This window comes from Methylomonas sp. MS20, from assembly GCF_050275925.1.
In the GTDB taxonomy this organism is placed as follows: Bacteria; Pseudomonadota; Gammaproteobacteria; order Methylococcales; family Methylomonadaceae; genus Methylomonas; species Methylomonas koyamae_A.
Genome location: NZ_CP189962.1, coordinates 1,600,625 through 1,616,066 on the forward strand (window position 1 = coordinate 1,600,625; position 15,442 = coordinate 1,616,066).

The following is a 15,442-nucleotide window of genomic DNA, read 5'->3' on the forward strand; positions in this document are numbered from 1 at the left end:
GTCGCGAGGCAGGGTCTGGAAGAAGCCGAACCCAAAGCTGCGGGGCGATGAACAAGAACCGGATATGAGGCGTGATACATCCGGGGCGAGCGGGCACGTGACCGCGAAGCCCTCGGCTTTGGCATCCTGCGTCGCCCTACCTCCTGCATCCCTGCAGTCGTCCATCTACGATCGGGATGTGTTTTGTAAATCCGGCGTTCGCGCAGCGAAAGAAACGTGTCTTACCCCGGGAGGTCTCCAAACTGCTTTTGGAATGAAGCTGGACGACCGGCAACGGTTGTTGAACCGTTTGGAGAAGACAGACAATTGCTCTTGCATTGTCTGCATACATGCCATCCATGGCATTATCAGCAAATGGCATAGTAGGCGGCTGGCCGCTGCCGAAGGCCTGAACGATGAAAGAGGACAACGCTTTGCAATGAATCAAGTTATCGCATCAGACTCCCTGCGTGAGCGGGCTGTGGCTATACCGCAGGATGAAAGCCTGATTGGAGCGCAAAGCAAGTTGGACTCCATCCAACCCAAGGCGAACTTGCAGGCGGTGCTGGACCGCGCCAACCTGCAACGCGCGCTGAAGCAAGTCCGCCGGAACAAAGGCGCGCCGGGTATCGACAGTATGACCGTCGATGAATTACCGCAGTACCTGAAACAGCATTGGCCGGCCATTCGCGAACAACTGGAAACGGGGCGTTATCGGCCTCAACCGGTAAGACGCGTGGAAATACCCAAGCCCGACGGTTATAGGCGATGTTACTTTGAGAATAAGTGCCATAGGCCAATAACCAGAAATGGGGTGATGCAATAGGCTATAAATAATCCCACATACTTTAGCAACGATTCCCTATGCCTATTTCCATCTTCGGTGAAGAAACTCGGGAACAAAACACAGAACGGAAAATAGCGGCCCCAACCCATGTTTGGTTTGAAACCATTTAGTAATCCAAACATGTGTCGTGTAGCCATTACCCATAGGTAAAGGCCAACACCAAACAAGGGTAGACCAATAACCATCACCAAAATGTTGATCGTTTCTTCCGACATCACTATGCGCTAGCTTATAACGCCCGCGTTAACAGGTGGCAAGCCGCGAAGCGGGTTGACGTCTTGTTGAACAAATAGTCATGCACCTGTTCGAACCTCACGCAGAAGTCGAACAATCTGCCATTCAAACTCATTAAGCCCCAGCCAATAGCTCGATGTGACAGGAAAAAAATGTCTGTGCTCAGCGAAAAAGGATTTAAATTTAACTTTTTCTTCTTCAGTAAGCGATCCACTCTCCAACCCCTCCTGCGCCGACTGGATTATAAGCTCGGCCAAAGCTTCTGGCTCCCAAGGATGGCTGGAGACATGCTGCTCAAAAAATTCTATGAGTTCAATAACTCGGCTTGGGTCTGAGTTCTCTATTCCCCAGTCTTGCCCTTCACTTCGTAAGCCGAGCAAACTATTAAGTTCTCGCTGCCAATTCATAGTGCATAACGTGGAGATGATGAGCGGCCGGAGCCGAAGGCGGGTAAGCGATCTTTGAAGGACGCACTAGAACTGAAACGGACAATGACTTAACCGTTGGCGTACGATTAGTCCGTTAGGGCGTCGAGATTCCAAGGCAACAGCGCTTCGAACTCTTCGACAGTTTTTGCGGTGGGAAGCTTTCGGAACAGATCGACCAGATAGGTGTAAGGGTCGACGCTATTGGCCTTGCAGGTTTCGATCAACGAGTAAAGATTAGCGCTGGCACGGGCGCCGGCCACCGTATCGCAAAACAACCAATTGCGGCGGCCCACCACGAAGGGGCGTATGGCGTTTTCGCAGAGGTTGTTGTCGATGGGCCAAGCGCCGTTGTCGACGAAGCGGATCAGTTTGGACCACTGCGATGACAAGTAATGCAAAGCCTTGCCCAGCAAACTACCGGGGATTACCGCATGCAGATGTTGTAGCAGCAGGGCTTCGATTTTGACCAAAACCGGTCGGCTTTGCTCCTGGCGCCGCTGCCCACGCTGTTCGACGCTCAGGTCTTCCGTCTGAGTTTCAATCGCGTACAGTTCACCCATCGCCGCGATAAACTGCGTCGCCAGTTGCTCCGGGCCGCGCGCGGCTTTAGGAATGGCGGCTTCGGCCTCGACAAAATAACGCCGCGCATGCGCCCAACAGCCGAGGTGAATCGCACCCCGGCTGGCTGCAATGGCGTTATACACCTCATAGCCGTCGCTCATCAGTACCGCGCCGGGTTTGATGCCTTCATACAACGGCTGCGCATGCGTTCCGCCGCGCCCCGGCGTGTAGCTGAACAGCCGAATCGGCGGTCCGGAGCCGGTCATTTGTGCCCACAGATAGCTTTTGCTTTGCGCGGCTCGGCCGGATTCTTTGAGCACTTGAACCACGGTTTCGTCGCCCAGGATCAGATCGGCATCGAGCAGATGGTCGCGCAGCAAGTTGATGATGGGTTGCACTGCGTCGCCAACCCGCACCATGCTAGCCGCCAGCGTGTTGCGCGACAGATCGCCGCCGAAACGGCTCAACAGCGCGGCTTGCCGATACAGCGGCAGGCTATCCTGGTATTTGGCGGTGACGACCCAGGCTAATGCCGTTTCGGTGAGTAAGCCTTTGGGGATGATGCGAACCGGTGCCGGCGTCACGCGAATGCTTTCATCGCAGCACGGGCAGGCATATTTGACGCGGTGATGTTGAATGACTCGCACCTGTTGCGGCACGATGTCGAGCTGCTCGCTGATTTCAGCGCCGATTTCCACCAGACGAGTACCGTCATGCGCACAGATGCGTTCGGCTTCCGCTAATTCATGGCGCACGATCTCACGCGGCAGATGCGGATCGAGCGGTTTGCGACCGCGTTTCTTACGGCGGTGACCGGCCACCTCGACCGCTTCGGGCGTGGCTTCCTCGGCGATTGGAGCACCGTTCGGCGCCAACACTTCGGCTTCGTTCAGGAACAGGTCGCGCTGGGCCGGATTGGCCCGCGCCTCGGATTTTGCGGCATACAGCCTATGCAGAAAGGCATCCACACGTTCTTTCAATAAATCCCGCTCGACCGTCACCAACCGCAGTTGACTCGCCAGCCGTTGCTGCTCGGCCAGCAAGGCTTGGTAGTCTTCGGTGGACAGCGTGATGGTGGGCGTCATGCCGTTATTTTACCGGCTTTACATCCGCGTTTCAGCCCACTTGGGTATAGGTTCGTGCCGGATGCGGCCGCATCGCGGCCAAGTCAATACCGGCTAACAACCAGTGGAGTTGCTCGACCGTCAACATCACAACTGCTGCCTCTTTCGGCCAGTGAAAACGGTCGGCTTCCAGCCGCTTGAGCATCAACCAAAAACCGGTGCGGTCCCACAACAGCAGTTTGATCCGATCCCGCCGGCGGTTGCTGAACACGTAGATGGCCGGCTCGAACGGATTCAAGCCTAATGCCTGCTCAACCAGCAGCGCTAAACCATTGATGGCCTTGCGGCCGTCGACCGGCTCGCGGTGCAGGTAGACCTTCAATCCTGCGTCGAAACGAAACATGGCAGCTCGGCCAACGCCTTCAAAATCACCGGCAGGTCGCTCAGTGCGACAGGCTGTAACGCGAGTTTAACGCCGTTGGGCAACTCCGCACTGAGCGCTGACTCAGCCGGTTTCTCTGCGCTCAGCGACTGAACGGGCACAAAAGCCGGCAACGTTAATGGACTGTTCGGATTCGGATGTCCTGTTTCTCGGTAATGCCCCATCCACTTGCGCAGCAGATTGGCATTGATACCGTATTGCAGAGCGATCTTGGCAACCGATGTGCCCGAATGCAAGCAAACTTTCACTAGCTCCCGCTTGGCTTCCGGATCATAAAGGCAACGGCCGTCTCGCCCGTGCCCCACGATTAATGGCCGCGATAATCGCGTGTTATGCTCCTTCATAGGTGTCCACCTGATTATAAGTGGACACTATCTTCGTTCCTTTCGAGCTGTTTATACAGATGCTGTTAAAGGACCGCTTACGAAGGCGGAGGGAACCGCAAGCGCCAGCTTGCGGACGTCCTTCTCGATTGCAGGGTTAGACGTAGCGGATGCACACAAACAGATTTTTTGCTGCCTCATGAGCCCGCTCACTTGCCTGATAACAAAGATACGCCAATCAGGCTCGCCAACAAACCGGGGAAGCACCCACACAGGAAAAACGCTGCTTTGTGAAAGACAGATTCCTTCCTGATTTTGTGAAGCCTGAATGAATACAGGAGAGTGGCCGGGAGCACCAATACGACCAAAGCGACAAAAGCAATTGAGTGCATTGCGGACCACACCTTGAACAAAGCGGATACGAAAAACAACAACACCGCTCCGTAGCCCGCGAAGCTAATGAAAAACGGAATCTCTAGCTGCGCTGACACTCCTTGCCTACACATGCTCTTTACCAATAAGACATACGCAGCAACTCCCAAAACAGGAAGACAAATCAGCAGGCTCGCGTAGGCAAAAAGCATCTTGAGAGAGACGTCTAACGCCAAGCTAAGCGGAGCGTCCCTTTGAGCGACGTGTTATGGGGAAAGCCTCGCCATTTTGATGATTGCCGCACCGCTGACACCTCGCTGCTAAAAATTGGAAAGAACGCCGTTAATGTAAAGCCCTCTGCGACTGGAAGCAAGGCTAATGAATTCAGCGCCGCTAGCGGTCGGAAGACGGCTGCAATTTAAAGCTGCCGCAACCGGAAGCGCTGAGGCAAAACAATCAGTAACGCATAGAATTGTAAGGCCGCCAAACCACCAACACCTGGTTGACGACAGCGGAAAGCCCTCCAAAAAACTTGGTGCGGAAAACCGGAATATGACCGCTGACCTATAACGTTCGAGCTAACCGGACTGTGGAGGCAAGCGCCGTAGCGGGTCCGGTTGAGCGAGGGGTTAGGCGTCACCGCGCACCGCCCACTCAATACGTTGACGATCCTCGCTCGGCTCCAAAAGATACCGCTCGCCACTGAGCGGACTGACCTTAGAAGACTGATCGAGCGGCGGGCTACTCTGAGACGATCACGTCGCACCACTCACGCGGCGGATCCTTCTGTCCGAGCCCGACCGTGGTTTCAACTCACTCCAGTTCGGACTCATAGACCTCCGCTTCGTACAGGGTAGGTTGGCTGAGGTCCGGAGGGAAGTATGCAATCACCATTGGCAGATTGTCTGGGCCAGTAAATGCTTGGTCGAGTAGGACCGTGGGTTGAGGTAACGAACCCCAACATGTTGGCTAAACATAACATTGATGCCCTTCAAGCCATCAGTCACTTGGAAGTTTCGGCACCGACGGCGTGCGGATGGCTTTGCGGCTGTCTACGCTCTTGGCCTTGTTGGAATTGGGCGAAGCGGATGCTTGACGGTTTTATCGGCGGATGACGCTTCGCTTATCCGCCCGGTCATGAAAAAACCCAATATTAGTATTTGGTGCAATACAGGTCATATCACCTAAATTTCGATAGATTTAAGTGATTTCACGCAGTCCTTCCAGCTCAGCCCAGCCCAGTTCAAGGAATTATCCATGATACTGTAAGGTTTTAGGGCGTCATTTGATTTTGGCATATTTTCTGCCTCACCACTTAAGACAACTTAAGTCTAATTTTGCTAATTGTTTGGGGTATAGAAAATATGAAATTTAAAAACTCGGCACAGTCAATCGCCGCCGCACTCGTTTTTGGAGGGCTTTCATTCTCAGCGGAGGCTGCCTTAGTAGATATGGGGGGTGGTTTATTGTACGACAACGTCCTGGATGTGACATGGCTGCAGGACGCCAATTACGCACATACCACGGGATATTCTGCAACCGGTGTTGATACGACGACGGGTCGAATGACCTGGGATGCGGCAAACACCTGGGCAACTAACCTTGTGTATCACGATTCCGTGCGAAATGTCGATTATGGCGGTTGGCAGTTGGCTTCCGCCCTACCTGTGAATGGAGTCAGCTACAACATGACCAGAGCATTTGATGGCAGTACCGATAACGGTTTTAACATTACCAGTCAGAACTCGATGTTGATGTATATGCTTTATGTCAACTTGGGTCTGATTGGCGTGGTCGATACCTCTGGCAATTTTACGTATCACGATGGGCCATATGGAAACGGCACGTATCCCGCCAATTTCAATGTCCCGGTTATAGGTTTAGTGCACGACTTGATGACCAAACCTTATTGGTCCAGTGAATACGATGCAACCACTGCCTTCATTGGCAATATGAGTGGCGGCGGCCAGGCGACGAATCCAAAAACCAATCAATACTTCGCTTGGGCGGTACATCAAGGCAATATTGCCGCTGTTCCAGTGCCCGGTGCGGTATGGCTATTTGGCACTGGGCTTTTGGGTTTATTAGGTTTGCGCCGCAACAAATAAAGCCTGTTTTTAATTTGTATTGGAAAGAACACAAGGAATTTTTATGAAAAGAAAATTGGATAGAGCGATTGTTAGTATTTTAGGTGTTGCTGCATTGTCGGCAGTGTCTGCTGAATCATTTGCATTCGGTTCAACCAATTTGGGTGTTTTTACCGGGACGACGATTACCCAGACCGACTCAACCCCTCTGAGATCTTGGTCGGATTACGGTACTAGCTTTAACCTCGGTTGGGTACACACGGCTGATTGGTTCACAATTCAGGTTGGTAGCGCGTCCGATATCGCCGCAGGCAATCGCTTAAACGTCGAGTTCAAACTCACCGCTGGTTTCACCGACCCTTTAAGCTATGGCGGCTTTTCGATTTGGACCAGCGGATCAAACCCCATCGTCAACGGCAGTGGTTTTCATAAATACAATCAGGTACGCGGCCCTAACGATGGTGGCGTACACACTAACGATAAGTTAGCGTCGCCAGGTAACATTATTTCCGGTCATAACGGTTGGGTTGGGTACGCGCAGAACGGTTTGACCTTTACCAATTCGGACGGTGATTTAGTCGCTAATGGCGGCGCATGGAACACGGCATCACCTTACTTAAATGGCGGTGCCGCCAGTTCGGTGGATGGTTCTACTCTGGATTTGTACGGATTAAAAGCCGGGTATTACTTGATCGGCTTGGGTGGCGTCTGTCCGGATAATGCCGCGTGCATGAGCCAATCGCCGACCACCCGAAATTATGTGTTCACCGCATCAACAGCACCAGTCCCCATACCCGGTGCTGTTTGGTTATTCGGTACTGCAATTTCGGGTTTGATCGGTTTCGGTCGACGTAAATCAGCCTAATTTAGCGCACTCATCAAGGAAAAAGGCCACGGAAGGCTTTTTCTATTGTAAATTTTGGGAGTCTTGACAATATGACATTTAAACAATCAACGAAATCAGTAGCCATGGCACTGGTTTTTGGCGCGTTTTTTTCCTCCGCCAATGCTGCGCTGATAGACCGTGGAAATGGGCTGTTATATGACACGGTTTTAGATGTAACCTGGCTGCAAAATGCCAATCTTGCCGCAACCAATACTTTCGGCGTATCCGGCATTAATGCCAATGGCACCATGTCTTGGACAACTGCCCAAGATTGGATTTCTGCAATGAACTCTGCAAACTACCTTGGTTACAATCAATGGCGACTACCAGCGATCAAGCCGATCGACGGTAGCGCGACCAACTACAATCTAACCTATGCGACTAACGGTAGTTCGGATAACGGTTTCCGCATAGATAGCCCGTATTCGGAACTCAGTTATATGTATTACGTCAATTTGGGTCTGAAACCTGCTTTTGATGCCAACGGCAACTTTACTTCCGACTTTGGGATATTTGGTAATGGAACTTACAGTAGCTCAGCACCGTATCTGCAAAATAACGTAGGACTGGTTCAAAATCTCCAAGCTTATGCTTATTGGTCAGGTTCACCGGATTTGTCAAACCCTGTATATGCATGGTGGGTGAATTTCGGGAACGGTCGGCAAGGCAGATATTTCCAGACTGATAAATACGAGGCATGGGCCGTTATTTCTGGTGATGTTGCTGCAGTACCGGTTCCAGGTGCGTTATGGCTATTTGGCTCTGCAATTGCCAGCCTAGTTGGATTGAGCCGTCGTCAATCTGCGTAAATTTGATTATGGACTTACTGCTATGGAAGGCTTTCATCATGCTAATAAGTTCCAAAGAGTGCTGGGGAACCTCGTAACGCAACGATAGTGTTAATTTGCTCGCCGAATACCGGCCAGTCGCCTGGGCAAAAAATGTCCTAAATGTCGACATTGGATAGTTACCCCGACTGGCCGGGTTAGGCGGCTTTCCATTTCGATGCGGTCATGAAGCCAAAGCTCGATGATGGCCGGTAACGAGCATAACTCCCTCGCAAATTTGCACATAGCCGCTCACTGGGAACACTAATAATCCAACCAAGTTTGCTCAATGCGGAGTGATTTAAAACTTGGGTTAGCGCTAATTTTCAAGCCTAGAATGCAAATAGCCGGTTTTTGAAGGAAATCCGTGTTTGCAATGTAGTCGTTCGCGGCTAAAGCCCTCGGCCGTCAATTTTGAGTAGCGCGTAGCGATCGGCGTCGCTCGGTGACGGCTTCGAACAGGCCACTTTGCGACTTTACGCCCGCCAAACATACGTCGCCACGGTCCCGGCCGCCAGGCTGGCGGGGGCGGCGAGGTCGCTGTAGCGGATGCGGAAGTCGCGGGTCTCGGCAGTGTCGTTCAGAACGATCAACACGATGCGGTCGTCCGGGGTCAGGAAGGCGACGTTAGGCAGCGTGTCGGCGTCGGTTTCCAGGCGCAGCGAGCCGGGGCGGACCCATTTGGCGGCGTGGGCGATGATGTAGTAAGCGACATTGCGGGTGATCTGGTCGCCGTCTATCGTCAGCGCGCCGACGCAGCGGGCTTCGCCGCCGGCGGTGTGCGGCCGGCAGTGCGGGTCGGAGGCCAGGTTCCATTCCAGCACGACGCCGGCCCAGTGGCGGCTAGCGCCGATCAGCACGTTTTTGACGTGCCACAGCAAGTCGCCGCCGAATTGGCCGTCCGAGCCTACCCATTGTTCGGTGAAATACAGTTTTTTGTCCGGGTGGGCGGCGTGGATTTGCGACAGCACCGCGATGTCGCCGCCGTACAAATGCCAGGCCGAGCCGCTGAAATAGGCACGGGCCTGGTCGTTGGCCAACACGGTCAGCGGGTATTCGGGAACGTCGCAATTATGGTCCCAGCAAAATACCTCGACTTCGGCCAGACCGGCCTCGGCCAGGGCCGGCCCCAGATGCAGCCTGACGAAGTCGGCCTGTTCCTCGGCGCTCATGACCATGCTGGGGTCGTTTTTGTAATTTTGCGGTTCGTTTTGCGGGGTGACGGCGTGGATGGCGATGCCGCGCGCCCGCATCGCCAACAGGTATTTAACGAAATAGGCGGCGTAAACCGGCCGGCATTCCGGTTTGAGGCTGCCTCCGACCCAGTCGGCGTTGGTTTTCATCCAGCGCGGCGCGGACCAGGGCGTGGCGATGATTTTGATGGCCGGATTCAAGGCCAGAATGTCTTGCAGCAAGGGCACGACTTCGCGGTCGCCGGCCTGTAGATCGAATCGGGCCAGTTCGAAATCGGTTTCGCCGTCGGCCAGATCGTCGTAGGAATAGCTGCGCTCGCTCAAGTCCGACGCGCCGATACTGACGCGCAGAAAGCTGACCCCGATGCCGTCGCCGTCCGGCAAAAACAGTTCTTCGAGCAAGGCTTGCCGGATGGCGGCCGGTAGCCGGCTGATCAGCATGGCGCTGCCGCCGGTTAGCGTGTAGCCGAATCCTTCGATGGTTTGGCGGCGTTGGTCGGGATTGACGGTGATGGTCGGCGGTTCGGCGTCGTTGTCGGCGGTCTCGAAAGCCAGGGTCTCGAATTGCCGTTCGAATAGCCAGGTTTGGTCGGCGCTGGTTTGCCAGACCGTCGCTGCGAGTGGGATGTCCGTTACTGTGTCGCTTGCCTGCATCTGCTGTCCTCCTGCTCGGTCAGAGCCGGCAGTCTACCGAAGCGGCGCGGGATGTCCAGCGGCAAGGTGAAGTGGGTCGCTTCGGCTTGACGCCGGCGCCGGCAGCGAACGCCGGCTGAGCGGAGCCGAAGCAGGGCTGGTTCCTTTCCGCGCTCAACGACTTACCTAGCGACGATCATGAAACCGCCGTATCGTCCCAAGCGATGGCTTGCAGTCGGTGGGAGCGGCGTCCTGGTCGCGACGAAGGCGCCGCTCCCAACATGACTGTCACTGTAAAAACTGTTCTTGCGGCAAACACGCCATGCCGAAAGCGTCGGCGATGCCGGGGTAGGTAACGTGGCCGGCGACGACGTTCAGGCCTTTCAGCAAGGCCGGATTGTCGCGCAACGCGGTTTGCCAACCCTTGTTGGCCAGTTGCAGCACGTAGGGGAGGGTGGCGTTGGTCAGCGCCAGCGTCGAGGTGCGCGGCACGCCGCCGGGCATGTTGGCGACCGCGTAATGAACGATGCCGTCCACCAGATAGACCGGGTCGGCGTGGGTGGTGGGGTGGGTGGTTTCCACGCAGCCGCCTTGATCGACCGCGACGTCGACGATGACCGCGCCGGGCTGCATCGTCGCCAGGTCTTCGCGGCGGATCAGTTTCGGCGCGGCGGCACCGGTGACCAGTACGCCGCCGATGACCAGGTCGGCTTGGGCGATGTGTTCCAGAATCGCGTGGCGGCTGGAATACAGCAGTTGCACGTTGGGCGGCAGAATGTCGGCGAGGTGGCGCAGGCGGTCCAGCGACAGGTCCAATATCGTGACTTGCGCGCCCAAGCCGGCGGCCATTTTGGCGGCATGGGTGCCGACCACGCCGCCGCCGAGGATGACGACCTTGGCCGGCGCCACGCCGGGCACGCCGCCCAGCAGCACGCCGCGCCCGCCGTAGAGCTTTTCCAGATAATGCGCGCCTTCCTGCACCGCCAAGCGGCCGGCGACTTCCGACATTGGGGTCAATAGCGGCAACTCGCCATGCGGCAATTGCACGGTTTCGTAGGCGATGCAGGTGGCGCCGGAGGCCAGATGCGCTTCGGTCAAGCGGCGGTTGGCGGCGAAATGAAAGTAGGTGAAGACGGTCAGGTCAGGACGTAACAGCGACCATTCCGGCTCAATCGGCTCCTTGACCTTGACGACCAGATCGGCGCTGTCCCACACCGGCGCGGCGGCCGGGGCCAGTTCGGCGCCGGCCGCGACATAGAGTTCGTCGGCAAAGCCGGCGCCGGCGCCGGCGCCGGTCTCGATCACGACCTGGTGGCCGGCGCTTACCAGTGCGGCCGCGCCGGACGGCACCAGCGCGACCCGGTTTTCGTTGGGTTTGATTTCCTTGGGAATGCCGATTTTCATGTTGACCTCATCGAAGTGGTTGATGCAGGGTTTAAGTCCATTTCAGCGTGCTGCCGGCGGAGTATTCCCCCGGCCTGTCACTATTTGGCTGGGCTTCTCCAGCGGCCTTAATCCGGGTTTCCCCGTTTGGGGGTGCAGGAAAAGCCCCCCTCTCCTCGCGGGAGAGGGGGCCGGGGTGAGGGGGGATCACGAGGTAACGCATTGATTTTTATCTCCGCTCATCCTGCCCCTCGCTTAATTCAACTTGGTAGATTTCAGGCTTCCCCTTACCGAAGGCTGTCATTCCGGCATGGATTGCCGGACCCGTTAGCGCGCGGAGCGAATCTAGCCGCCATGGAGGGTTCGAAGCTCGCCATCCATGGCACTGGATACCCGCTTCCCGGCGGGTATGACGGTCTTTCTTCCAATCTGACAAGAACTACCCCCTCTTTCTCAAACTGGGGAACAGATCGCTGAGCGCTTGCCGTCTACCGACCCCGGCCTTTAAAACTCCGAATGGTGGACCGGATTTGCCGGTCGGCAATGGGGCCGAGTTAAGCATACCTACTATAGGTCAAGCAATATCCGCGCCTGGCGCCGTTCGGCGCCGAAGCGCCGGGAATCCGCGAGCCCCGGCGTTTCCGGCCGTCGGTCGGTTCCGGCATTGTCGGCAATGTCGATCCGGTTTGGCGTATCGCCGACAGAGCCGGCGGCGTCGGCGGAAAATTTTCGGCTAAGCTTAGCCCAGCTTGTTCCGCAGCCGAGATTGCCATGAGTGACACCACCGACAACATCCTGATCGCCTATTTGACCGAGGTGCGCGCCGACGGCATGGACGCCCGCATCGTCGCGGAGCACGCCACCGCGGCGCCGATCATCCGGTTGGGCGATGAAGAGATTCTGGCCGGCCATTTGGGTTCCTACGTGGTGATTCGCCAATCGCATATCGGGGTGCTGGCGTTGGTCTTCAAGATGTGGGAGCGCGACCGCTTCGATCAGGCCGGCAACCGCGCCACCGACCGCTTTATCGCGTTGATTCCGGTCGGCGAGCTGAACGAAAGCAATGTGTTCATCCGCGGCGTGCGCCATTATCCGACGCCCGGCGCGGCGGTGTATGCGGTGGGCTTGGCCGAGATCAACGCGATTTTTTCCAAGTTCCGCGACTACCAATTCTTCATCGGCCAGCTCGCCAGTCACAAGGATTACCATCTCAGCCTCGATCCGCGCGCCTTGTTCGGCCGGCATTTCGCGATCGTCGGCCAGTCCGGTTCCGGCAAATCGTGGACCGTGACCAGTCTGATCCAACACACGATCGCGGCGATGCCGAAGACCCATTTGATCATGCTGGACCTGCACGGCGAATATTGCTGGAAGACGCCGGACGGCAGCATCGAGTCGGCCTTCCCCAGCGAGCGCGTCAATTACGTCGACGCGATGGAATTGGAAATGCCGTATTGGATGATGACTTACGCCGAGCTGGTGGATTTGTTCATCGACCGCGACGATCCCGGTTCGTCGATTCAAATGGCCTTCATGCGCGAGATTTTGCAACAGCTCAAACGCAAGGAAGCCAAGAATGTCGGCTTGGGGGTGGTATCCATCGATACGCCGATTTTCTTTTCGCTGGCCGAGCTGTACATGCAGTTCAAGGCCGCCAACGAGGAACGCAAGGACTTCGGCAAGACCAAGGGCGCCTTGTTCGGCCAGTTCGACGAATTTTTGGTGCGGATGCAAAGCCGCTTCAACGACGTGCGCTACGACTTTTTATTGAAACCGAAAAAGCGCAACACCTCGGACAGCATGGCCGAATTGCTGCGCGAGTTCGTCGGTCTGGGCCGTAAGAAGGCCAATATCACCGTCGTCGATCTCAGCTCGGTGCCGACCGACGTGCGGCCGGCTGTGTCGGCGCAAGTCGGCCGGCTGGCTTACGAGTTCAATTACTGGAATCCGCGCCGCCGCGAGTTTCCAATCACGCTGATTTGCGAGGAAGCCCACGCCTATATTCCGCGCGAAAAAAGCAGTCAGTTCGAAGGCACCCGCAAAATGATGGAGCGGATCGCCAAGGAAGGCCGCAAATACGGGGTGTCGATCGGCGTGGTCAGCCAGCGGCCGACCGAGTTGTCGGAAACCATGCTGGCGCAATGCAGTTCGTATATCTGTTTACGCACCACCAATCCGGACGACCAGCAATACATACGCGGTCTGGTGCCGGAAGCCGAGGGCGATCTGGCCGACATTCTGAGTTCGTTGGGGCGCGGCGAGGCCCTGGTGCTGGGCGAGGCGGCACCGCTGCCGACCCGGGTGCAAATCTACCGGCCCAATCCCGAACCCAAAAGTAACGACGTCGATTACTTCACCGCTTGGCGGGAAGGCCCGGACGATTTGGACGTGGAAGGCATCGTCGATAACTGGCGCAATCAAAACCGTCACTAGGCCGGACGGGAGTCAAGCGCCGCCCGGATACCAAACCAGTAAGGCGTGGCTGTCGCTGGTTCTGGCCAGCCCGAAGCCCAGCTTGGCGTAAAACGCCAAGGCGCCGGGGTTGTCCAGCGCGGCGACCAACGTCAACGGTGCATGGGCCTGTCCGGCCGCCTGCTGTAAGGCGCGAATCACCGCCCGACCGTGGCCGCGATTTCGGGCGGCCGGCAGCAAGGCTAAATCGATCAAACGCACTTCGTTGTGGCCGAAATCGACGGCGACCCGGCCGACAGCTTGGCTATGTATTTCGATGATGAAATACATCGCATTTGGAAATTGTTGACCGTAGCCTTCGCGCTGGGCGCGAAACTGCATTTCGATCAGTTCCTCGACGAAGTCGCGCTCCGCGTCGAGCAGACGCAAGTCGTCGCGCAAGCTGTGGTACAGGCCGGCTAGAAAGGTCGCGTCATTGTCGCGTTGCGGCCTCAGATTCAAGCCGGCCGGCGATGGCGCTAGCGCCATCGCCGTCGCCGCTGGGGTTGAACCGAGCTTTTTCGCCGTTCGCGTCGGTAGGTATGCGCGCTCATGTCAGTTAAACACTGCTTGAAACAACGCCGCCGGTTGCGGGCCGGCGTTCAAGACCCGGCTCAGGTAAATGCCGGGAACCTCGAACGCTTGGGCGATGCGCATCGTAAACACACCGTCCAGATACGGACAATCGGCGTCGCCTTTCAGTAGCAGCGCGAACGGCATGCGGCTGTCCCGGTCGCCGCTCGGCGAGCGGGCGCCGGGTTTTTCGTCGACACGCGCCAGGACCGTGGCGATCGTCACCGCGCCGCTTTCCAACAGACAAGTTTGGCCGAGATAGGGCAGGAAATGCCCGCTACTCAAGTCGGCGATCGGTGCATTCTTTGGATCAGGATTCGCGGTACTCATTGCTGCATCGGGAAAATGCCGTTCAGCGCGATGCAGAAGTTCAGCGCCAGATAGGGCGACATCGCGGCCGGGACGCTGAAGTTCAGCGGTGCGCTGACCGGGGCGCCGGCGCCGGTATTACCGACCGTGACCGTGCCGTTGCCGCTCAACGTGGTCGTCACTCCGCCCAGCGTGATCGGGTTGGTTTGCGGCGTGGCGGCCGGCAGAAACACCGCGGCCGAGGTCTGGCCGTTTGGGGCGTTAGTCAGCGTGGCGTTGGCATCGGGATTAACGCCGCCGCCGGCGCCGGTGGAGACCTTGACGGCCGTGGCGGCGTTGACGCCGGCTAGCGATAGATCGGCGGCGTGGGTATGAGACGGCAAATTGGCGGTGGTCAAACTAAACGCGGTTTGGGTTTGGACCGTGGCGCCAGATGTGCCGCCGGTTTGCGCCATCTGGTAAGGTTGCGAAGCGGACAGCGGATTGGCGCCGAAATGAATCGGCGCCCGGCCTTGCAGATTGGGTAAATTGAAGAAGCTACGGCCGTCGCCGCCGAATCTTGTCCCAAGCAGCGCGTACAGTGCATTTTGTTGTTGTATCGCCATTTGCTGGCCGTTGCAGAACGCCCAATCTTGCGGGGCATATGCAAAACCGAAGATGTGGATTTCGCCTAAAAATGGATCAGCCATGATGGACCTCCTGGGGTCTTTGCGAAAAATAGCCGGGAAAAAGCCGCCAAGCTTGTTCTCCGGGCGAACGCCGAAATTTTGTAAAGCGTAAGCGACATTAAGCATAATCGTTCCTAACGGAAAAGCTAGGCTACTGTGAGATCCGATACCGATGTTCGGCT

At 56.6% G+C, this 15,442-nt stretch carries 14 protein-coding genes; 5 read left to right on the forward strand and 9 right to left on the reverse strand.

The features are described from left to right. Positions 1-253 precede the first annotated feature (253 nt). The gene (locus ACQE3D_RS07015) at positions 254-805 is read left to right on the forward strand and encodes a hypothetical protein (protein ID WP_313728579.1); all 552 of its coding nucleotides are present in this window, start codon (positions 254-256) and stop codon (positions 803-805) included. Between the two features lie 314 nt (positions 806-1,119). Here ACQE3D_RS07015 and ACQE3D_RS07020 read toward each other — a convergent pair whose 3' ends face one another. The 4 genes from ACQE3D_RS07020 to ACQE3D_RS07035 form a co-directional block, all read right to left on the reverse strand. Beyond that, positions 1,120-1,467, reverse strand: a complete 348-nt coding sequence (locus tag ACQE3D_RS07020; RefSeq protein ID WP_168027944.1) for a hypothetical protein — start codon at positions 1,465-1,467, stop codon at positions 1,120-1,122. Between the two features lie 107 nt (positions 1,468-1,574). Then, positions 1,575-3,134 carry an IS66 family transposase gene (gene tnpC / locus ACQE3D_RS07025; RefSeq protein WP_313728405.1) on the reverse strand — a complete coding sequence of 520 codons (1,560 nt, stop codon included), beginning with the start codon at positions 3,132-3,134 and terminating at the stop codon, positions 1,575-1,577. 31 nt (positions 3,135-3,165) lie between these two features. Beyond that, a complete protein-coding gene (tnpB, locus tag ACQE3D_RS07030) occupies positions 3,166-3,516 on the reverse strand; it encodes an IS66 family insertion sequence element accessory protein TnpB (RefSeq protein ID WP_313727828.1) in 351 nt (116 codons plus the stop codon). Next, a complete protein-coding gene (locus ACQE3D_RS07035) occupies positions 3,492-3,899 on the reverse strand; it encodes a transposase (protein ID WP_231883784.1) in 408 nt (135 codons plus the stop codon). The genes tnpB and ACQE3D_RS07035 overlap by 25 nt, the downstream gene beginning before the upstream one ends. A 1,715-nt stretch (positions 3,900-5,614) precedes the next feature. Here ACQE3D_RS07035 and ACQE3D_RS07040 point away from each other — a divergent pair. The 3 genes from ACQE3D_RS07040 (at position 5,615) to ACQE3D_RS07050 (ending at position 8,032) form a co-directional block, all read left to right on the forward strand. Then, entirely contained in the window at positions 5,615-6,358 is a 744-nt protein-coding gene (locus tag ACQE3D_RS07040; RefSeq protein ID WP_313728578.1) for a PEP-CTERM sorting domain-containing protein, read from the forward strand. Positions 6,359-6,401: 43 nt separating this feature from the next. Beyond that, positions 6,402-7,202: a hypothetical protein gene (locus tag ACQE3D_RS07045; protein ID WP_313728577.1), complete on the forward strand. Its 801-nt coding sequence runs from the start codon at positions 6,402-6,404 to the stop codon at positions 7,200-7,202. A 71-nt stretch (positions 7,203-7,273) separates the two neighbouring features. Continuing rightward, a complete protein-coding gene (locus ACQE3D_RS07050; RefSeq protein ID WP_313728576.1) occupies positions 7,274-8,032 on the forward strand; it encodes a DUF1566 domain-containing protein in 759 nt (252 codons plus the stop codon). A 494-nt stretch (positions 8,033-8,526) separates the two neighbouring features. Here ACQE3D_RS07050 and ACQE3D_RS07055 read toward each other — a convergent pair whose 3' ends face one another. Both ACQE3D_RS07055 and ald read right to left on the reverse strand, forming a co-directional pair. Beyond that, the gene (locus ACQE3D_RS07055) at positions 8,527-9,897 is read right to left on the reverse strand and encodes a glycoside hydrolase family 30 protein (RefSeq protein ID WP_313728575.1); all 1,371 of its coding nucleotides are present in this window, start codon (positions 9,895-9,897) and stop codon (positions 8,527-8,529) included. A gap of 267 nt (positions 9,898-10,164) precedes the next feature. Then, positions 10,165-11,280 carry an alanine dehydrogenase gene (gene ald / locus ACQE3D_RS07060; protein ID WP_071158663.1) on the reverse strand — a complete coding sequence of 372 codons (1,116 nt, stop codon included), beginning with the start codon at positions 11,278-11,280 and terminating at the stop codon, positions 10,165-10,167. A 750-nt stretch (positions 11,281-12,030) separates the two neighbouring features. Here ald and ACQE3D_RS07065 point away from each other — a divergent pair. After that, on the forward strand, positions 12,031-13,692 hold the full coding sequence (locus ACQE3D_RS07065; RefSeq protein ID WP_064028197.1) for an ATP-binding protein: 1,662 nt from the start codon (positions 12,031-12,033) through the stop codon (positions 13,690-13,692). 12 nt (positions 13,693-13,704) lie between these two features. On the opposite strand, the gene ACQE3D_RS07070 is transcribed toward ACQE3D_RS07065, so the two are convergent. The 3 genes from ACQE3D_RS07070 to ACQE3D_RS07080 form a co-directional block, all read right to left on the reverse strand. Further along, entirely contained in the window at positions 13,705-14,199 is a 495-nt protein-coding gene (locus ACQE3D_RS07070) for a GNAT family N-acetyltransferase (RefSeq protein ID WP_064028199.1), read from the reverse strand. A 66-nt stretch (positions 14,200-14,265) separates the two neighbouring features. Then, complete coding sequence (locus ACQE3D_RS07075; RefSeq protein WP_064028201.1) at positions 14,266-14,613, reverse strand: DUF6916 family protein; 348 nt, start codon at positions 14,611-14,613, stop codon at positions 14,266-14,268. Further along, positions 14,610-15,281 carry a phage tail protein gene (locus ACQE3D_RS07080; RefSeq protein WP_064028203.1) on the reverse strand — a complete coding sequence of 224 codons (672 nt, stop codon included), beginning with the start codon at positions 15,279-15,281 and terminating at the stop codon, positions 14,610-14,612. The genes ACQE3D_RS07075 and ACQE3D_RS07080 overlap by 4 nt, the downstream gene beginning before the upstream one ends. Between the last annotated feature and the right edge of the window lie 161 nt (positions 15,282-15,442).